The organism is Dactylosporangium sp. NPDC049525 (assembly GCF_040676755.1).
Lineage (GTDB): Bacteria > Actinomycetota > Actinomycetes > Mycobacteriales > Micromonosporaceae > Dactylosporangium.
This window is the reverse complement of sequence record NZ_JBFAPO010000032.1, coordinates 101,921-121,076: the sequence shown is the minus strand read 5'-3', so window position 1 is coordinate 121,076 and position 19,156 is coordinate 101,921. Positions and strand designations below refer to the sequence as shown.

At 70.8% G+C, this 19,156-nt stretch carries 17 protein-coding genes; 9 read left to right on the top strand and 8 right to left on the bottom strand.

Features of this window, described 5'->3' with window-relative positions:
- Positions 1 to 64: 64 nt before the first annotated feature.
- From AB0K00_RS35600 to AB0K00_RS35585, 4 genes are read left to right on the top strand one after another with little or no spacing between them, the layout of a single operon-like run.
- Positions 65 to 427 (top strand): hypothetical protein, encoded by a 363-nt coding sequence (locus tag AB0K00_RS35600; RefSeq protein ID WP_363529809.1) that lies wholly within the window; start codon positions 65 to 67, stop codon positions 425 to 427.
- Complete coding sequence (locus AB0K00_RS35595; RefSeq protein ID WP_363529807.1) at positions 427 to 1,137, top strand: DUF4386 family protein; 711 nt, start codon at positions 427 to 429, stop codon at positions 1,135 to 1,137. Before AB0K00_RS35600 ends, AB0K00_RS35595 begins: the two co-directional genes overlap by 1 nt.
- Positions 1,138 to 1,142: 5 nt before the next feature.
- Positions 1,143 to 1,724, top strand: coding sequence for a hypothetical protein (locus AB0K00_RS35590; protein ID WP_363529804.1), 582 nt, complete (start codon positions 1,143 to 1,145; stop codon positions 1,722 to 1,724).
- Positions 1,721 to 2,689 (top strand): NAD-dependent epimerase/dehydratase family protein, encoded by a 969-nt coding sequence (locus AB0K00_RS35585; RefSeq protein ID WP_363529801.1) that lies wholly within the window; start codon positions 1,721 to 1,723, stop codon positions 2,687 to 2,689. The genes AB0K00_RS35590 and AB0K00_RS35585 overlap by 4 nt, the downstream gene beginning before the upstream one ends.
- A 51-nt stretch (positions 2,690 to 2,740) precedes the next feature.
- Here AB0K00_RS35585 and AB0K00_RS35580 read toward each other — a convergent pair whose 3' ends face one another.
- A complete protein-coding gene (locus tag AB0K00_RS35580; protein ID WP_363529798.1) occupies positions 2,741 to 3,256 on the bottom strand; it encodes a hypothetical protein in 516 nt (171 codons plus the stop codon).
- Positions 3,257 to 3,491: 235 nt separating this feature from the next.
- Between AB0K00_RS35580 and AB0K00_RS35575 the strand changes: the two genes are divergently transcribed.
- Both AB0K00_RS35575 and yidD read left to right on the top strand, forming a co-directional pair.
- Positions 3,492 to 6,002, top strand: a complete 2,511-nt coding sequence (locus tag AB0K00_RS35575; RefSeq protein WP_363529795.1) for a hypothetical protein — start codon at positions 3,492 to 3,494, stop codon at positions 6,000 to 6,002.
- On the top strand, positions 5,999 to 6,355 hold the full coding sequence (yidD, locus tag AB0K00_RS35570) for a membrane protein insertion efficiency factor YidD (protein ID WP_363529792.1): 357 nt from the start codon (positions 5,999 to 6,001) through the stop codon (positions 6,353 to 6,355). Before AB0K00_RS35575 ends, yidD begins: the two co-directional genes overlap by 4 nt.
- 36 nt (positions 6,356 to 6,391) lie before the next feature.
- Here yidD and AB0K00_RS35565 read toward each other — a convergent pair whose 3' ends face one another.
- The 4 genes from AB0K00_RS35565 to AB0K00_RS35550 form a co-directional block, all read right to left on the bottom strand.
- On the bottom strand, positions 6,392 to 6,898 hold the full coding sequence (locus tag AB0K00_RS35565; RefSeq protein WP_363529837.1) for a 2'-5' RNA ligase family protein: 507 nt from the start codon (positions 6,896 to 6,898) through the stop codon (positions 6,392 to 6,394).
- Between the two features lie 112 nt (positions 6,899 to 7,010).
- Positions 7,011 to 7,805: a polyphosphate kinase 2 gene (gene ppk2 / locus AB0K00_RS35560; RefSeq protein WP_363529790.1), complete on the bottom strand. Its 795-nt coding sequence runs from the start codon at positions 7,803 to 7,805 to the stop codon at positions 7,011 to 7,013.
- The gene (locus tag AB0K00_RS35555) at positions 7,802 to 10,603 is read right to left on the bottom strand and encodes a cation-transporting P-type ATPase (protein WP_363529787.1); all 2,802 of its coding nucleotides are present in this window, start codon (positions 10,601 to 10,603) and stop codon (positions 7,802 to 7,804) included. The genes ppk2 and AB0K00_RS35555 overlap by 4 nt, the downstream gene beginning before the upstream one ends.
- Complete coding sequence (locus AB0K00_RS35550; RefSeq protein ID WP_363529784.1) at positions 10,600 to 11,214, bottom strand: DUF308 domain-containing protein; 615 nt, start codon at positions 11,212 to 11,214, stop codon at positions 10,600 to 10,602. Before AB0K00_RS35550 ends, AB0K00_RS35555 begins: the two co-directional genes overlap by 4 nt.
- A 350-nt stretch (positions 11,215 to 11,564) precedes the next feature.
- Here AB0K00_RS35550 and AB0K00_RS35545 point away from each other — a divergent pair, with 350 nt between their 5' ends.
- The gene (locus tag AB0K00_RS35545) at positions 11,565 to 12,425 is read left to right on the top strand and encodes an NAD(P)-dependent oxidoreductase (protein WP_363529781.1); all 861 of its coding nucleotides are present in this window, start codon (positions 11,565 to 11,567) and stop codon (positions 12,423 to 12,425) included.
- A gap of 101 nt (positions 12,426 to 12,526) precedes the next feature.
- Here the strand turns inward: AB0K00_RS35545 and AB0K00_RS35540 are convergent, their stop codons facing one another.
- Positions 12,527 to 13,156: a hypothetical protein gene (locus tag AB0K00_RS35540; protein WP_363529778.1), complete on the bottom strand. Its 630-nt coding sequence runs from the start codon at positions 13,154 to 13,156 to the stop codon at positions 12,527 to 12,529.
- Between the two features lie 499 nt (positions 13,157 to 13,655).
- Here AB0K00_RS35540 and AB0K00_RS35535 point away from each other — a divergent pair, with 499 nt between their 5' ends.
- Positions 13,656 to 14,573 (top strand): hypothetical protein, encoded by a 918-nt coding sequence (locus tag AB0K00_RS35535; RefSeq protein ID WP_363529775.1) that lies wholly within the window; start codon positions 13,656 to 13,658, stop codon positions 14,571 to 14,573.
- A gap of 114 nt (positions 14,574 to 14,687) precedes the next feature.
- Here the strand turns inward: AB0K00_RS35535 and AB0K00_RS35530 are convergent, their stop codons facing one another.
- Positions 14,688 to 15,659: a sigma-70 family RNA polymerase sigma factor gene (locus AB0K00_RS35530; protein ID WP_363529772.1), complete on the bottom strand. Its 972-nt coding sequence runs from the start codon at positions 15,657 to 15,659 to the stop codon at positions 14,688 to 14,690.
- Positions 15,660 to 15,796: 137 nt separating this feature from the next.
- On the opposite strand from AB0K00_RS35530, the gene AB0K00_RS35525 reads away from it, so the two are divergent.
- Positions 15,797 to 16,342, top strand: a complete 546-nt coding sequence (locus AB0K00_RS35525; protein ID WP_363529769.1) for a dihydrofolate reductase family protein — start codon at positions 15,797 to 15,799, stop codon at positions 16,340 to 16,342.
- A 106-nt stretch (positions 16,343 to 16,448) separates the two neighbouring features.
- Here AB0K00_RS35525 and AB0K00_RS35520 read toward each other — a convergent pair whose 3' ends face one another.
- A complete protein-coding gene (locus tag AB0K00_RS35520) occupies positions 16,449 to 19,064 on the bottom strand; it encodes a discoidin domain-containing protein (RefSeq protein WP_363529767.1) in 2,616 nt (871 codons plus the stop codon).
- Positions 19,065 to 19,156: the final 92 nt, after the last annotated feature.

Below are 19,156 nucleotides of genomic sequence, written 5' to 3'. Positions count from 1 at the left end.
AGGTCCGCCGGGTCCGTCAGCCGATCGTCAGCGCGGCGGCAGCGCCCGCACCGACGCTGCCGGCATGACACACGCCGACACCGACACGCTGATCCGCCGGCTCATCGGCGGCGACGCAACGGCGACCGCCAGCATCGTCGCGCAGGCCCGGACCAGCCAGGAGCCGATCCTCCTGGTCGCCGCCGCGCTGATCGACCCCACCGCCACCGATCTGCTGCCGCGGGCGACGCTGCTGGCGCAGAGCACCCGCGACCGTCAGCTCGTCGCCATCGCCGCCGCCCACCTCGACGGCGACCACGACCGCGTGGACGCCCTCGCCCGCGACCACCTCGTCGATCATCCCGACAACTTCCTCGTCGCCTGGATCGCCGCCGCACCTGCCGCAACACCCCCGGCCTTCGCCCCGCACGACCCCAAGGAGAAGTGATGAACCGCAAGCTGACCGCGGCACTGCTCGTCGCCGCCGCCGTCCTGACCAACGTGGCGTTCACCGCCCTCGGCACCGTCTTCAACTACCCCGATGTCCTCAAGGAACCGGTCGGCGACGTGCTCACCGCGTTCCGCGCCGCGCAGGCCACGGTCATGGCCTGGTTCGCGGTGCTGGCCGTCTCGGCCGCGCTGTTCGCCCCGATCGCCGTCGGCGTCGGCCGGCTGTCCGCCCACCTGGCGATGCGGGTCGCGGTGCCGGTCGGTATCGCCGCCGCCGTCGTCCAGGTGGTCGGCCTGTCCCGATGGCCGCTGCTGGTGCCGGGCTACGCCGCCGATGCGGCCAGCACCGACCCCGCGGTCGCCGCGGCCGGGCGTGACTCGTTCGCCACGGCACACCTGATCCTCGGCAACATCGTCGGGGAGACGTTCGGGTACCTCCTCACCGCCGCGTGGACGCTCCTGGTCCTGGTGGCACTCGGGCGGACGATCGCCGGGCGCTGGTTCAGCGTCCTCGGGACCGTCTCGGCGATCCTCATCCTCGCCGGCGTGCTGTCGCCGCTGGACCTGCCCGCGATCGACCTGGCCAACTTCGCCGGCTACGTCCTGTGGAGCGTCTGGCTGGTGGCGTTCGCCGTCCTGCTCGTCCGCCGCCCCCGCCAGGACCGGTCCGCCCCGGCCGGTTCGGCGCTGACCGGCGTCAGGAGCTGATCACCATGACCGCATCGCTGCTGACCCGGTCCGTGTTCCTGCGGCCGTGGCTGATCTGGACCGCCGGGTTCGTGTCCTTCCCGCTCGCCGGCATCGCCGGAGGCGCCGTCGCCGGCCGCGTCGACAGTGTGCCGGCCGCGCTGGCCGGGGGCGTGATCACGGGCGTGGTCATCGGTGCCGGGCAGAGCCTGGCCGGCGGCCGCCGCCTCGACCCGCGCCGCTGGATCCCGGCCACCGCGGCCGGCATGGGCCTCGGGCTGCTCCTCGGCGCCCTGACTGTCGGCTTCGGCACCACCCTGGCCGACCTCGCGGTGATGGGCGCCCTCACCGGCCTGGTCCTCGGGCCCGCCCAGGCCCTCGCCCTGCCCGCCCCGGCGCGGCACCGCGCCGCCTGGGCCGCGGCGATCCCCGTGCTGTGGGCGCTGGGCTGGACGCTCACCACCCTGGTCGGCGTCGACGTCGAGCGGCAGTACACCGTCTTCGGCGCCGCCGGAGCGATCACCGTCTCCGCGCTGTCCGGCCTGCTCCTGCACCGGCTCATGCCCGCTCGCGAACCCCTCGCCCACATTCCGGGAGGCACCGCATGAACCCCACCCCACGCCACGTGATCTTCGGTACCGGCGCCATCGGACTGGCCACGCTCGACGCGCTGCGCCGTCGCGGCGAGACGGCCCGGCTGATCAACCGCTCCGGCGCCGCCCCGGTCCCCGACGACGTCGAGGTGATCGGCGGTGACGCCAGCGATCCACAGTTCACCACCGCCGTCACCCGGGGCGCCAACATCGTCTACCAGACCCTCAACCCGCCCTACACCCGCTGGCTCGAGGAGTTCCCCGCCCTGCAGGCCGGTGTGCTCGCCGCGGCCGAGGCCAACGGCGCCCGGATGGTCAGCATGGAGAACGTCTACATGTACGGACGGCCTGCCGGGCAACCCCTCACCGAAACCCGCGCCTACGCGGCCCACACCCGCAAGGGCCAGCTGCGCGCCCGGATGGCCCGCGACCTGCTCGCCGCCCACGAGTCCGGCCGGGTCGAGGTCGCCATCGGCCGCGCCTCGGACTACTTCGGCCCGCGCGGCGGCGCGCAGTCCAACCTCGGCGACCGCCTCTTCCCCGCCGCAGTCGCCGGCTCGGCCGCGACCGTGCTGGGTAACCCTGACCAGCCGCACAGCTACACCTACATCCCCGACATCGGCGAGGGCCTCGCCGTCCTCGGCGAACACCCCGACGCCGTCGGGCAGGTGTGGCACCTGCCCAACGACCCCGACACCCGCACCACCCGCCAGCTCGTCGACATCGCCTACCGGCAGGCCGGCCGGCCCCGCACCCGGCTGCGCCAGATGCGTCCGGCGCTGGTCCGCCTCGCCGCGCTCACCAACCGCACCCTGCGGGAGCTGCTGGAGATGCAGTACCAGTTCGACGAGCCGTTCATCGTCGACAGCAGCAAGATCGCCGCCAAGCTCGGCGTCCACGCCACCCCCGTCGAGCAGGCCCTCGCCGACACCCTCGCCACCTACCGCACCGCACCGGATGACCAGCGCCTGGCCGCTTGAGGCGGGTGCCGCCCGCCGCGCGGGCGGCACCCGTTCATGGTGCGGGGTCGGTCACCAGGCGGAGCCCCGGCCGTAGTGGTTGATCGACAGCGTCACCTTGGCGCTGGTCGTCGCGTAGGACCCGGTGACGAGCCAGTCCTTGTCACCGCTCACGGGGATCCGCAGCTGGAAGTCGGTCGAGGTGACGCCCACGACCTTGAAGTTGTCGTCACCGATCACGTCGACCAGGTGCTGGCGGCGGCCCTTGCCGGTGGGCAGGGTGTGCTCCGTCGTGCTGGACAGGATCACCGCCTCCACCCTGCGTGAGGTCAGCAGCTCGGCGAATGCCTCCTTGCCGTCCTGCTTCTGCTTCTCCTCGCGGCGGTGCGTCTCGCCGGACTCGTTGCTCAGGATCTCAGTGACCTTCTTGCCGGCAACGCGGACCTTGAACTTCGCACCCTCCGGCGCGGTGTTCACCTGGCGGCCGATGCCCTGGCCGGTGGTGTCCAGGACGGTCCCGTCGGCGGCGACCAGCACCCCGCTCTGGATCGTCGCGTCGACCAGCGCCGGGGCCAACGAATCGGTCATGTCTCCTCCTTGGCAGTGCGGTGGCGAGCCGGTCGGCTCGTCACCGGAGAGAGACGGCATGCAAGGGCCGGCAAATACTCAATACGGGTCAGGAATCCGACTCGGACGGCCGGACGCTCGTGGACCGCAACGGTGTCGCGGTCCGTCAATATTTGCTTGAGGAATCTCGCGGACCCGGTTCCGGTGAGCGATTGATGACGTGCGTCCATGATCGATGCCAGGTGGAGGGAATGCCATGGCGCGAATTCGGGGTCAGGCTGCGGACGAGAACGACAACAACCCGGTCGAGGTCCGCCACGCACAGATCCTCGGCAGTGATCTCACGGAGAAGCTCGGCCGCTTTCCGGACACGCGGGTCATGTACCGGTGGCTCGTCGGCGTCGGCTACATCCATTGGCAGTACTTTCCCCGCGGCATCATCATTTCGTCGCCCAATTCGTGCGCGCGGGTGCTTTATGGCCCGCTGTACGACTACTGGGACAACACCGGTCAGTTCGACGGCCCGTTGGGTGCCCCCACCAGCGACGTCCTGCGCGTGCCCGACGAACCGCACCGTCCGGGCACCCCGCCACCGCCGCCCCGCGGCACGTACGCCGTCTTCGAGAACGGCGTCCTGTTCCTCGACCCGAACCTCGACGCGGCCGTCACCGAGCTCAGCCCGGTCGCGGCCTCGATGGTCGAGCGCGCCGCGGGCTTCGCACCTGACGGCGCCGGGATCGCTCGCGGAGCCCAGGCGACGATTGACGGCTTCACCGCCGACGCGCTCGTGGCCAGCCCTCGCCTCGCCGACAACGTCGAGCACATCACGACGCGGGTGACCTTCGCGAAGACCGGTCCCGGCGGCTGCACCGGCGCGTCCTTCAACGCCCCCGGCCGGTCGCTGCTGCGCTCCCACATCTTCAACGTGCACATGGACTTCGACCTGAAGGGCTGCGCGGGCGTTTTCGGCGACGCCTCGGCGGACCTGCGCATCGAAGTGCGCCTCTTCGCGGAGCCGACCGAGGTGGCCGTGCGGCTCGTCAGCTACTCGGTCGACGGCGTCTCAAGTCCTTACAGCATCGGCGACCGCGACATCCGAGACGGCCTGTCCGAGCAGCTCAACCGCCAGTTCAGCCGGAACCTGCTGCGGCAGTCCTTCCCCGAAGGCATCGTCGTGCTCGCCGGGGTCGTCATGGCCAACGGCGACGTCAACCTGTACATCGCGCCGCTCTGCGCGGTCAACTCCGTCATGTCGAGCTCGGGTGGCGAGCACGCCGCCAGCACGGTGGGCACCATCCGCCGCCTGCGGGACACCCACCTCATCACGACCGAGGACGGCCGGACGGTGACGCAGCTCGCCGACCTCCTCGGCCCGGTGGCGCTCGAGGCCATCCGCCGGCAGCAGGACGCTCCCGAGCTCAAGGCCCGGATCGCCCGGCTGCTGAACGAGACCTTCACCGAGGACGCCGACCTCGAAGCCATCTCGGCGAGCCTGGCCGGTCCCGTCCGGGAGATCGCCCAGGCGGTGCAGCGCGGCGACGGCGCGCCGGCCCTCACCTGGCTGTCCCAGATCGCCCAGCACGGCCTGTCGTTCATCCGCGACGAACTCACCGCCGGCGCGTCGTTCCAGGAGGCCGTGCTCGCCACCCAGACCGCTGTCACCGCCGCCGTCGCCGGCACCCCGGCCGCCGACCGGCTCCGGGAGGCCAGCCGCCTACTGGACCAGGGCGTCGCGTCGTGGAGCGTTCCCGAGCAGCGACCGGAGGCGTTCGTCGCGTTCGACGAGGCACTCGACCTGGTGCGCGGAGTCATCGCGGAAGGCGGCCTGGCCACGTCCGGGCCGACGTTCGTGTCGTGGGTGCACTGGCCGATCGGCGAGATGCTGCGGATCGACGGCCAGCACGCGAAAGCCGGTGCCCTGGCGGAGGAGGCGCTCACCATTGCCCGCCGGCTCGGCCAACCGGCTTCGACTGCGGGCGCCCTGCTTGATGTCGGTGTCGCTCTTTGGGGTGTACCAGAGCGGCGGGCCGATGTGTTTATCGCCTTCGATGAGGCGTTGGATCTGGTTCGTGGGCTCATTGCGGATGATGGTCTCGCGGTGTCGGGGCCGACGTTTGTGTCGTGGGTGCATTGGCCGATCGGTGAGATGTTGCGGATCGACGGTCAGCATGAGAAGGCCGGTGTGTTGGCTGAGGAGGCGCTCGCCATTGCGCGTCGGCTTGGTCAACCGGCTTCGATTGCGGGTGCTTTGTTGGATGTGGGTGTCGCGTTGTGGGGTGTACCCGAGCGGCGGGCCGATGTGTTCGTCGCGTTCGATGAGGCGTTGGATCTGGTTCGCAGGCTCATTGTGGATGGTGGCTTGGCCGCGTCCGGGCCGACGTTCGTGTCGTGGATGCATTGGCCGATCGGTGAGATGTTGCGGATCGACGGTCAGCATGAGAAGGCCGGTGTCCTGGCTGAGGAGGCGCTCGCCATTGCGCGTCGGCTTGGTCAACCGGCTTCGATTGCGGGTGCTTTGTTGGATGTGGGTGTCGCGTTGTGGGGTGTACCCGAGCGGCGGGCCGATGTGTTCGTCGCGTTCGATGAGGCGTTGGATCTGGTTCGCAGGCTCATCGCGGACGGGGGTCTGGCCACGTCCGGGCCGACGTTCGTGTCGTGGGTGCATTGGCCGATCGGTGAGATGCTGCGGATCGACGGCCAGCAGGAGAAGGCCGACGCGCTGGACGAGGAGGCCCGCGCCATCGCCCGCCGGCTCGGCACCGCATGAGTGCCGCTCCGACCGCGCGGCGGGCGTCGATCACGACCGTCACGGTCGGGCTCCTCGTACGCCTCGGTGCGCTGGACGCCAGGAGCGCAGCCGTGCCGACGCCGCTGCCGCCTCCTCGCCGTGCCCGCGGATGGTTCCTCAACCCACTCGCCTGGGCCGCGGTCGGATCGATCGCCGCCTACCGCCGCTTCCTCTCACCACGCCAACCCCGCAGCTGCCGCTTCACGCCGTCCTGCTCCCAGTACATGTCGATGTCGATCCGGCGATACGGGCTGCTGCGCGGGGTCCGTCGAGGCGCACATCGCCTCCGGCGCTGCATCGGCTTCGTGCCCGCAGGCGTGGACTGGCCGTAACGGCGTCCGGCGCTGACGGAGGCGCACATCCCCCGTTCACGACGCTGCGCCGAGGGGAATGTCCAATTCCCGAACTCGCCGTCCGTCCTCGTCCCGGCGGTAGACGGTCAAGGACCGCGCCCTGCCGATCAACGGCAGATCCATCGCAGCCGCCTCGCTGACGCCAACGCGTAATGCCACCTCGTCGGCCTGGCGACCGACAGTCATGTGGGGAACGAAACGCGTCGGCCGTCGCGCCCCGCGAAGCACCTGGCGGTAGATCGACTCGTGCAACTGCGACACCTGCTCCCGGCCGTCACCGAGCAACAGGAACAGGTACTCGTCGTCCCAGACCGTCGGGTTCGAGAGCCCGAACGCGAAGGACGTGCAAGCGGTGATGACGGGCTGCAGGGCGGCCGCCAATCCGGACACCGGCCCGGCCCACTCGAACGGGAACGCGACGGTGATGTGGGCCGGCACGGCGGTGGCGAGGGGATCCCACCTCCTGCGGAACCGCTCGACCGCTGTCGTGTCCATCTCGGGAAAGACGGCAATGACACGCATAGCCACGGCAGCGATCCTCCCATGTCCACGCCGGCCATCGAATCTGCCGCGATCCGCGGGCCGCGCCGACAGACCTGCCGCTGACGGTGGCTGCAACAGCCGAGACGACGGGTCAGTGCGGTGTCGGGATGTGCTGGGCGGATGTGTCGCGCTCGCTGTCGCGGGTCCGGTCGGTGCGTTTCGGCAGGCGCACCCTGTGCTTCGGGAGCGGTTCATACGGCACGACGCTGAGCAGGTGGCTGATGACGTTCAGGCGGCCGCGCTTCTTGTCGTCGGTGTCCGCGACATGCCATGGCGCCCAGGCGGTGTCGGTGGCGTGGAACATCGCGTCGCGGGCCTGGGTGTAGTCGTCCCAGCGGCGGTAGGACTTGAGGTCCAGTTCGGAGAGCTTCCAGGTCTTGCGCGGGTCGTTGATGCGGTTGCGCAGGCGGCGGGTCTGCTCGGCGGGGCTGACCTCGAGCCAGTACTTGAGCAGGATGATCCCTGAGTCGACGATCGCGCGTTCGACCTCGGGGACCGTGTGCAGGAACTGCCGGGACTGCTCCTTCGTGCAGAAGCCCAGGACCGGCTCGACGCCGGCACGGTTGTACCAACTGCGGTCGAAGATGACCACCTCGCCGGCGCCCGGCAGGTGCGGCAGGTAGCGCTGCAGGTACATCTGCGAGCGTTGGCGGTCGTCGGGGGCGGGTAGCGCGACGACCCGGAACACGCGGGGGCTGACCCGTTCGGTGATCGCCTTGATCGTGCCGCCCTTTCCGGCGGTGTCACGGCCTTCGAAGATGACGCAGATCTTGGCGTCGGTGGCCTTGACCCACTCCTGCATCGCGACGAGCTCGCCGTGCAGGACCCGCAGTTCACGCTGGTACTGCCTGTCCTTCATCCGCGGCCGGGGCCGGTCATTCGTCATGTCGTGCTGCCTCCGGGCTTCGGTTGGCGGGCGTCCGTGCGGGCGTCGGTGCGGGCGCGGCGGATCGCCTTGGCGGTCTCGGCGACGGCGGGCAGCGCGAGGGCCAGCGCGAGGCAGGCCAGCCACTGCTCCCCGGTGAGCGGCTGGGTCAGCAGGGCGCGCTGGAGGAAACCCACCCAGGTGGCCAGAATGAGCATCCCGACGGTGATGAGGCTGATCGCCGCGGCCTTGAGAATCGGCGGGCCGAGTCCGCTCGCCGGGTCGCGGCGGTTGACGACGGCGTTCGCCGCGGTGCCGAGACCCAGCACGACGAACGTCATGGTGAGCGACGCGCTTGCGGCGTCCGTCCGGGGCATGTCGGGGCCCCACGCCAGCGGGATGAGCGCGGCCAGGAACAGCACCGCGGCGTAGGACAGCCAGGTCAGCTCGGCGGCCCGGTTGGTGATCGGCACCGCGGGGTCCCGCGGTGCCCGCCGCATGACCGTGGGATCACCGGGGTCCACCGCGATGATGACGACGCCGACCGCGGTAGCGAAGAACAGCAGGTAGAGCACCATCGCGGGGGTGAGTGCCACACCGTGGTTGAGGTTGAAGGCCGTCGCGGCGACGAACAGCAGGACCAGCGCCAGCAGCTGCGTCATCTGGAAACGTACGTAGGCGACGATCTTTTCGTAGACGCGGCGGCCGATCTCGATGGCGTGCACCAGGGTGCCGAAGTTGTCGTCGGTGAGGATCATCCGCGCGGCCTGTTTCGTGACCGCGCTGCCGCTGCCCATGGCGACCCCGATGTCGGCCTGTTTCAGGGCGGCGGCGTCGTTGACGGCGTCGCCCGTCATGGCCACGACCAGCCCCTCCCGTTGCAGGGACCGGGTCAGGCGGAGCTTGTCCTGCGGTGACACCCGCCCGAAGACGTGCAGCTGCGGCAGCCGGCGGGTCAGCTCATCGTCGGGCAGGGCCTGCAGCTGCGGGCCGCTGATCGTGCCCGGACCGAGGTGCAGCTGCTCGCCGATGGCCCGGGCCGTGACGGCGTGGTCGCCGGTGATCATCCGCACGTCGATGCCGGCCTGCTGCGCGGTCCGTACCGCGGCGGTGGCCTCGGCACGGAGCGGGTCGATGATGCCGACCATGCCGACATAGACGAGGCGATGCGCCAGCGTCATGAGGTCCGCCCCTGCCGCGGTCCCCGTCGCGGTCCCTGTCGCCGGTTCCTCGTCGGGGTCGAGGAGCCGGGCGGCGAAGGCGAGCACCCGCAGTCCTTCGCCGCCCATCCGGTCGTTGGCGGCGTCGATACCCGCGCGGGCCGCGCCGATCGGCTCCCGGCCGCCGTGCAGCGGCTCGCCGGCGTGTGCGCAACGGTCGAGCACCACGTCGGGTGCGCCCTTGACGAGCATGACGACCCGGTCGGTCTTGTCGACCTGGATGCGGTGGAAGGTCGCCATGAACTTGTAGCTGGAGTCGAACGGGATCTCGGCCAGCCGTGGGTACGCCCGCCGGGTCTCCTCGGCGTTGACGCCGAGCTTGGCCGCGAGCACGACCAGCGCCGCCTCGGTGGGGTCGCCGATCACGGCGCCGTCGTCGGCGACGGTCGCGTCGCTGTCGAGTGCAAGGCCCAGCGCGAGCGCGGTGAAGTCGGGCGTGGGCGTGCCGGCGACGGATCTGATCCCGCCGGTCTTGCGGTAGCCGTCACCGTCGACGGTGAACCAGGCGCCGTCGGCGTGGATGACCGAGACCATCATCTCGTTCATCGTCAGCGTGCCGGTCTTGTCGGTGTTGATGGTGCCGGTGGCGCCGAGCGTCTCGACGTCGGTGAGGTTCTTGACGACGGCCTTCGCCCGGGCGAGGTCCTTGGCGCCGTAAGCGAGGAGTCCCGACACGAACGCCGGCAGGCCGGTCGGAATCGCTGAGATCGCCATCGCCGTGCCCAGCAGCACCACGTCGCTGATCGGCAGCCCCCGCAGCCAGCCGACGACGACGATGAACGCGACGGCGGTCCACGCGATGACGCCCAGGACCCGGGTGAGCGAGTCCAGTTCCCGTTGCAGCGGTGAGCGGGTCCGCTGCACGGTGTTGAGCATCGTGGCGATGCGGCCCATCTCGGTGTGCGTGCCGGTCGCGGTGACCGCCATCGCTGCTGTGCCGCGGGTGACGGACGTATTCTGGAAGAGCATGTTGGACCGGTCGCCGAGTGCCACATCCCGGCCGTCGGAGGCTGCGGTGAGAACGGTGGCGTCTTTGGCCACGGGTGCGCTCTCACCGGTCAGCGCCGCCTCCTGGGCCTCCAACGTCGCCGAGCGCAGCACCCGCCCGTCGGCCGGGACCAGGTCGCCCGCCTCGAGCTCGACGACGTCGCCGGGGACGAGGTCGGCGGCGGGCACGACGACCAGCCCGCCGTCGCGCACGACCCTTGCCTGCGGCACCTGCGTGGTGGCGAGCGCGTCGACGCTGGCCCTGGCCCGCAACTCCTGCCGGGCGCCGAGCACCACGTTGAGCGCCACGAGCAGCCCGACGACGACCGCGGTCAGGAACCCGCCGGACACCAGGCCCACCGCGACCACGACGACGAGCATGAGGTTCATCGGGTCGCGCAGCTGCCCCAGCGCCACCGACCATGCGGACGGCGGTCGCTCACGCGGGACGCTGTTGGGTCCGTAGGAGCTGAGCCGGGTCGCCGCCGCATCGTGGTCCAGGCCCCGTTCGGCGTCGCTGCCGAGCGCTGTCACCACCTCGGTCCCCGGCCTCGCATACCACGGCGGATCTGCCGTACGGTCCGGGTCGACGGTGCTGATGACGTCGGTCATCGCTGATCCGAGACCTTCGGCGCGGGGCCCGCCGCAGGATGGTGTTCGCGGAGCTGGAACGCGAAAGCGACCTCGGCGGCACCGATGAGCAGCGCGCTGATGCCGGTCAGCAGGATCGTCGCGCCGAGGGACAGGCCGGGCCAGAACACGAACGCCAGCCCGACCAGCAGCGACACCGCCCCGATCGCCAGCAGCGAGGTGCGGATCCGGCCGCGGGTCAGGAGCGCAACGGCCAGTTCGGCGATGCCGCTGATCAGCCAGGCCAGCCCGATGATGGCGGCCAGGATCGCCACGCCGGTAGCCACGTGGCGCAGGCAGGCGATGCCGCCGACGATCAGCAGGACGCCGACGCTGCCGAGGAGCACCCGCCGACCGGTGGTCTGGTCGTGGCCGAACGCGCCGACGAGGCGGATCGCGCCGGCGACGAGCAGCCAGACCCCGACCAGCGCACCGAGCAGCGCCAGCGTGTTCGACGGCCAGGCGAGGACCGCGATGCCGAATACGATGGTGATCAGGCCGAGCCCGAGCACCTCCCAGAAGGGTTCGGCCGCCGCCCTGTCGACGGCGTCGTGCTGTCGTGACTGCCGGCGATGCCATGGAAAGCTGGTCATATCCGCCTCCGTTCAACGTCTGCGGTTGTCCAGCCTTCATGCTCTGCGGCGGAGCACCGGGCCACCTCACCCGGCTGAGGTCGTCCGCCGGTCAGGGGACGGCGCCCGCGTCGAGCCGGTCGTGCTACCCCCTGACCCTTCGTAGATCGCGCTGCCGCTGACGGGGCGCGTCGGCCACCGCAGGTCCGTCATCCTGCCTGGGCGAGGTCGAGCGCCGGGGACCAAAGCCGGCGTGCCGTGATCTGGGCTGTGGACCGGGCAACTGTCCACGGCGGGCCCGCGTTTGCGGGCGGGGCGGAGGGGAACTCCGCCGTGTCATCGAAAGCGGAGGCCGACGCGCGGGAGCCAGCATGGACGTTGCTGTTGTGGGCTTGGGGCGGATGGGTCGCGCGATCGCCGGGAGGCTCGTGGACGGCGGCCACCGCGTGGCGGTGTGGAATCGGACGCCGGGCAAGGCCGGAGTGATCGTGTCGGCGGGCGCCATGGAAGCGTCCAGTATCACCGACGCCGCCACCGACGCCGATGTGGTGATCACCATGCTGGCCAACGACGACGCGGTCCGGGCCGTTGCGTTGGGGGAGCTGCGGTCAGCGATCGGTGGGCGCACCATGTACGTCGACTGCTCCACGGTGTCACCGGGCCTCAGCGCGGAGCTGGTTGCGGCGTTTCCCGGCCGGTTCGTCGCGATGCCCGTCGTGGGCAGCCCGGCCGCGGTCGAGGCGGGGAAGGCGGTCCTGCTGCTCGGTGGCGACGCCGGCGTCGTGGACCGGCTCGGCCCGGTCGTCGCGTCGCTGTCGGACACGGTCCGGCGGTACGACACGGCGCAGCTGGCCATCACCGCCAAACTGGCGACCAATCTGCTGCTGCTGTCGGAGGTGGTCGCCCTGGCCGAGTCGTTTGCCGTCGGACGTTCGGGGGGTCTGCGCGACGACCAGCTGCGGGACCTGCTCGGTGCCAGCCCGGCGCTGCCGGCAGGGTTGGCGAACCGTTTCGAGGATGTGCTGACCGGTTCGCAGGAGGGCTGGTGGGCGACCGCGCTCGGCGCCAAGGACGCGGGTCTGGCGCTGGACGTCGCGAGGGCGGCAGCGGTTGAGCTGCCGGCGGCCAGAGCGGTGCGACAGCGCTACGAGGACGCGGCGTCATCCGGCCTGCACGACGCGGACATCGCCGCCGTGACTCAGCTGTACCGTGTCGGCGTTGCCAGCCGTTGACGGTGAGGTGGCCGCAGTGCGCGGCTCCTGCGCTCGACGGTTGGCCGGTGCGGGTTTCCACCGCGCCGGCACAACCGCCCGCAGCCTGATCCTTGGAGTGTTCAGCCGCCCAGTCCGGTTCGGTCTACGTTGCGGTGGAACCGCATGCCGGCCAGTCCACCAAGGATGGCGCCGAGAAGGCTGACGACGGCGACGGCGAGCAGGGCGATGATGCCTGCGGTCGTCACGGTGCCCTCGTTGACCGGCACCCGGGGCAGGCTGTTGAGTCTGGCGAGCACGTCGTACCGGTCGCCGGCCACCAGACCGAGGACGGCGACGACGGCGGCGATGACCACGGCCCAGATCCAGACGGCGACGCCTTGTTTGACGCCGTTGAACCGGGCCATCCGAGCGGCGACGTACCCGCCGCAGTAGTAGGCGACGAACGTGATGATCAGCAATGCGAGCGTGCCGAGGACACCGATCGTCTCGGATCCCTGGGCGGCGGCGGCATTGCCGAGGTCGGTGCCGGTCGCGAGACTGATGGCGGTTCCGGCGGCGCCGAGCAGCGCGGTGAGCAGGACCGCCATGCCGACGGCGGTGAGCCAGCCGAAGAAGGCCGCGCCGACCTTGACACCTCCGTACCGCTCCCTCTCCCGGGCGACGACGGTCTCCCGATCCATGTCACGGCGATCGTCCAGGTCCGACGACCGGGTGTCGGTGTCATGGTCGACGACGGTCTCTCGATCCATGTCACGGCGATCGTCCAGGTCCGACGACCGCGCGTCGGCGCCGCCCCGGTCGCCGGGCCGGCGGGCGTTACGGCCACCGGGACGTCGGCGTGTATCGCGGTCGCTCGCCGCGGACCGCGTGTCACGCACTCTGGATGGATTGCGGTCGTCGGTGTAGTCGGGGTCGAAGCTGTTGCTCATGATTCCCTCCGGGAGGGCTCGGGGAGCAAGCCTGACCTGAAGCGCTACCCGGAGCGCAACCCGGCAAACAGCATTTGCCGGGCAAACGGCATTCCCCGCCACCGACGGCGACGACACCGCAGCGGCCACGTTGTCGGGCGCGACACGGCCGACCGCTTTGCGGAGGGGAACGTCCGTTGCAGCGGGTCAGGTGGCGCGTCGTCGAGGAGGCGGACAGGGGACGGGAACAGCGGTGTCCTCGATCCGACGGTTGGTGCGGGCCAACCATCGGCGGTGCCGGCGCGTCGTCGTGCCACTGGTATCCCCTGAGGAGGGCGACATGCGCATCAGCAGACTGGTCCCGGCAGTGGTCGTGCTCGGCACCATCCTTCCCATCGCGGCACCCGCCGGGGCCGCCCCGGCCGCGTCGGTGGGTGGCGGCGAGCTCGTGTTCCAGGCCGAGGCGGCCGCAGGCGACCTGACCCAGAACGACCTGTACGTGATCCGGTCGGACGGCTCGCACCTGCGCCGGCTGACGACGACACCGGACCGGCACGAGTTCGGTCCGGCGTGGAACGCCACCGGGACGCGGATCGCGTTCTGGCGCACCCCGGCACCGTTCGGTCCGGGCGCTGTCTGGACGATGCGCGCCGACGGTACCGACCAGCGGCAGCTCACCCACGGCGTCGACGCCCGCGACCCGGTCTGGGACCCCACCGGCACCCGGATCGCGTTCACCCTTGTCGGCCCGGACGGGTTCCACCTGGCGACGATGCGCGCCGCGGACGGCGGGGACCTGCGGGTGCTCACGTCCGGCCCGGACCTGGACTTCGAACCGGCGTGGTCGCCGGACGGGACCCGGTTGGCGTTCACCCGTGGGTCGCAGCAGGGCGACGCCGGCGACGTGTACCTGCTGGACCTGGGTACCGGCGCGGTGCGGCAGGTGACGGCCTCGCCCGACTACGACCACCAGGTGGCGTGGTCACCGGACGGCCGCCGGCTCGTCTTCGAACGCGACGTGCCCACGGCGTCGTCGGTGTGGACGGTCGACCCGGACGGCACACACCTCCGGCAGGTGACGTCCGGACCGTACTTCGACACCGGCCCGACGTTCTCTCCCGACGGCCGGCGGATCGCGTTCGGCAGCAACCGCACCGGCACATTCCTCGATGACCTCTGGGCCGTCAACACCGACGGCACCGGCCCGCGGCTGATCCGGCACCTGCCGGACAGCGAGAGCTTCCCCGACTGGACCTGACCACCGCACCCCTGCCATGCGCCGGCATTGCTGCGCATGGCAGGGCACGGCCGGCCGATGACGTCGGTACAGCGGACCTGCCCTTGGCAAACGGCACCTGATCCTGAGAATGGTTCAGCCGGTGGAGGCGGGGATCCGGCGAGCCAGGCCGAACCGGTCGAACGTGTCCTGGTGCTGGAACACAGTCGTGTGGGCGATGCCGTCGGCGGCGACCGTGAACACCTGCAGGCTGTGCAGGGCGTAGCCGTCGACGGCGCGGGTGTAGGCGGCCACCGCCGGCTGGCCGTTCGCGGCGGCGGGCAGCATGCGCCAGTCGGTGCCACGCAGGGTGAAGCCGCGGGCGATGAAGCGCAGGTACGCCTGGCGGCCTTGGAACCAGTTGAGGAACGGCGGCATCTCCAGCGTCGCGTCGTCGGTCAGCAGCCGCTCCAGCGCGGCGAGGTCGGCGTTCGTGAAGGCGGTGACGTAGCGGTCGACCTGGGCGCGCGCCTCGGGCTGGGACGGTTCGCCGATCTGGTCCTCGGTCAGCCCGGCCTCGCCGAGCCGGGCGCGGGCCCGCTGCAGCGCACTGTTCACCGCGACGGTCGTCATGTCCAGGGCCGCGGCGACGTCGGCGGCGGGCCAGTCCAGCACGTCGCGCAGGACGAGAACAGCCCGTTGCCGGGCGGGGAGGAACTGCAGCGCGGCCACGAACGCGAGCCGCAGTGAGCCCCGCGCGGCGAGCACGTCGGCCGGGTCGCCGACCATGGCGTCGGGGATCGGCTGGAGCCACGGTACTTCTTCGCCACGGATGAGTGGCCGGTCGGGGTCGTTGTCGGGCGCGCCGAGGCCGGCGGGCAACGGACGGCGGGTGCGTTGCTCCAGGGCGGTCAGGCAGGCGTTGGTCGCGATGCGGTGCAGCCAGGTGCGCATGGTGGCGCGGCCCGGGTCGAACCGGTCGTAGGCGCGCCAGGCCCGCAGCAGCGTCTCCTGGACGAGGTCCTCGGCGTCGTGGACCGAGCCGAGCATCCGGTAGCAGTGCGCCAGCAGCTCCCGCCGGAACGGATCGGTCCGGACGGTGAAGTCCTCGCTGTGTGTTGTCGTCACTGTGTCCTCCGTCGTCGTGCAAGGTCCCGCGCATACACATACCGGCCGGCGCGCGGGAAGTCATCGGCGCGCTGCCGATGAACTGCGGCGGGCCGGCCGGTACGTCCTGGTGTCGGAACACACCGGAGGAGCGCATCATGGGCAAGCTGATCGTCTCGACGTACGCGACGCTGGACGGGCGAGCGGACGACCTGCAGGAATGGACCATCCCGTACAACAGCGACGCCGCCGCGGCGTACCACGGCGACCTGCTGGAGCAGTGTGACGGCTTGCTGCTGGGCCGCCGCACCTACGAGGTTTTCGCCGCGCTGTGGCCGGCGCGGGCGGGTGAACTGCCGTACATCGACGCGATCAACCGCATGCCCAAGTACGTCGCCTCCACCACACTGCAGGATCTGCGGTGGGCCAACTCGCACGTGATCGGTGGCGATGTCGCGCAGGGCGTCGCCGAGCTGAAGCGGCGGGCTGGCCGGGATCTCGTCGTGTACGGCGGCCACAGCCTGATCGGTGCGCTTCGTGAACACGACCTGGTCGACGAGTACCGCATCCTCGTGCACCCGGTGTTGCTGGGCAAGGGGCGGGCCCTGGCCGAGGACGGGGCGCCGCGGGTCGACCTGACCCTCGTGGACACCACGGTGCTGACCGGCGGCGTGGCCGTGCTCACCTACCGCCCGGCCCGGTAGCGCCGCGGAGCGCGCGGATGCGGTTGTTGCGGCGGCCACCGGTGCGGGTTGCACCGGTGGCCGCCGGGTTCACGTCGGTGTTGCGCTGGGGTTGACGGGGCAGGGGTTAGGGGTAGTTCACCACCTGGCGTGGGGTGGTGTTGCCGGCGGGGTTGGGGACGGCGCCGCCCGTGTCGTTGACGACGTTGGCGATGGTGCCGACGTCGCCGAGGGAGACGGTGATGACGCTGTGCAGCCGGACGCCGGAGCGGTTGGGTACCTCGAAGGACCGGTCCAGCCGCACGGCGGGGTTGGCGCTGAAGTAGCAGTACGAGCCGCCGCCCCACAGTTCGTGGTCGGTGACGGTGTCGGCGACCTTGTAGGCGGCGTAGCCGTTGCCCCGGGGGCCGATCCAGGCTGCCTGGTTGGGCACGTCGTACGGCTTCTCGTTCTGGAAGAAGATCGTCCGTCCGCGGTTGCCGTTCCAGATCACCTCGTACTTCTGGTAGTGCTCGACGAACAGGCCGGTGGCGAGGACGTCGTCGCCGTTCACGATGAGGCCGGTGTCGCCGGTGTTCACCGTCCAGCCGGTGGGCGCGCCGCCGTGGTCGGCCCGCCAGGCCCAGATGTGGTCGATGATCGTGTCGTCGCTGTGCACGGCGAGGGTGGTGGTGGCCTTGCCCTGGACGCTGCTGCCGATGCGGAAGAAGACGTCCTGCAGGCTGGTCGGGTTCGCGGCGTGGTCGGTGTGGACGCCGGCCTGCCCGATGCTCATCAGCGTCGGGCTGTTCGTCGTCCCGGCGTCGAAGGTCAGGCCGCTGATCTTGACGCCGTCGACGTCGGCGATGTTCAGGGCCTCGACCCCGTTGTTCGGGATCAGGGTCGGGAAGCCGATGCCGGTGACCACGGTGTTGGGGCGGGTGACTCTGATGGTCTGGTCGAGGGAGTAGGTGCCAGGGGTGAAGAACAGGTTCAGGCCCTGGGCGAGGGCGGAGTTGATCCGGGCGGCGCTGTCACCGGGCTTGGCGACGTAGAACTCCCGCATCGGGATCGAGGTGCCGGCGGTGTTCGGCCAGGTCGCGCCCGCGGAGTTGCGCCGGATGGAGGGCACGAAGACGCGGTAGAGGCCGGCACTGTCGACGTACAGGTAGGGCTTCTCACGGGTGACGGGGGTGGTCGCCAGGGTGGTGTGCGGCGGGTTCGGGAACGCGTTGGGCGGGGCGCCCTGCACGCCGGAGTAGACCATGTTCCAGACGCCGCCGTCCCAGCGCTGGATCCGGCTGTCGCGGGTGTACCACTGCTGCTGGGAGCCGGAGGACACGACGCCGTCGACCACGGAGTCGGCGAGGTAGCCGCCGCTGGAGTAGCCCTGCCCGTTGTCCTGGTTCGAGGGCGCCAGGGTCAGGTTGCCGCGGATGTGCACCCGGCGCATCGGGGCGGCCTGGGAGACGGCCCACCGGTTGGTGCCGCCCTCGGGCACGATCGACAGGTTCTCCACGCTGCGCCAGAAGTTCTGGGTCGCGTTGAGCTCGTCGCCGAAGTTCCATCCGGAGTCGACGTTGACCGCGCCGTTGATCGTCACGTCGTCGGGGTTCAGGCCGAGACCGGCGACCGTGGTGTAGAAGCCGACGTTGGCCCACACCCGCCCGTACGTGCCGGGCTTGAAGAGGAACACATGGCGCTGGGTGCCGAACTGCGCGGTCGGGCTGCGCAGCTGCGCGTTGAACGCCTGGTCCACCGCCGCCTGGATGGTCGCCGCCGACGTCGACTGATCGAAGATCCGCACGTTCGGGCCCAGGTCAGGGGTGTCGGACGTCGGGAGCGTCGGCGTGCTGGGCGACGTGCTGGGCGACACCGAGGTCGAGCCCGACGGGCCGGAGCCGGTGAAGACCTGGAACTCCCACAGCGAGTAGCCCCACTGGGTGGCCCGGGCGGTGCCGTTCACGCGCACGTAGCGACCGGTCGTGGCGGTGACGGCCGGGGTCTGCACACCACCGGTGCCGGCGGTCGTGCTGTAGATGTTCGTCCAGGTCGTGCCGTTGGTGGACACCTGGATCTGGAAGGCGGTCGCGTAGGCGGCCTCCCAGTTCAGCGAGACACCGCAGACGGACACGGCGGTGCCCAGGTCGACCTGGAGCCACTGCGGGTCAGCGGCCGCGCTGGACCAGCGGGTGCCGGTGTTGCCGTCGAATGCCGCCGAAGCCGGGGTACCGGCGTTCTCGATCGACGACGCGGTCGCCGGCTTGCCCTGCGCCGCGTTGGTGGTGCCACAGCCGCCCGGCGTGTCGGGGGTGCCACCGAAGACCTGGAACTCCCACAGCGACACGCCCCACTGGGTGGCTTTCGCGGTCGCGTTGACGCGCACGTAGCGACCGGTGCCGGTGACCGGCAGGCTCTGCTGGCCGCCGGTGCCGGTCGTGGTGGCGTAGATGTTCGTCCAGGTGGTGCCGTTGGCGGAGGTCTGGATCTGGAAGGCGGTGGCGTACGCCCCCTCCCAGTTCAATGTGACCCGGGTGATCGACTGGGCGGAGCCGAGATCGACCTGGATCCATTGCGGGACGCTGAAGGTGCTCGACCAGCGGGTGCCTGTGTTGCCATCGGTCGCGCTGCTGGCGGGGGTACCGGCGTTCTCCGTCGACGAGGCGGTCGTCGGCCGGCCCTGCGACAGCAGGGTCTCGGCCGCGTTGGCGCGGGTCGTGACCACGACGATGTACGCAATCAACATGGCCGCCAACGCGGTCACGATGGTGGCGATACGCAGGGTGCGCCGGCTCGTCAATGATCCGGGTGAACGTCGATGGCCGGGGCGGGGTTCCGACCACTCCATAGGGACTC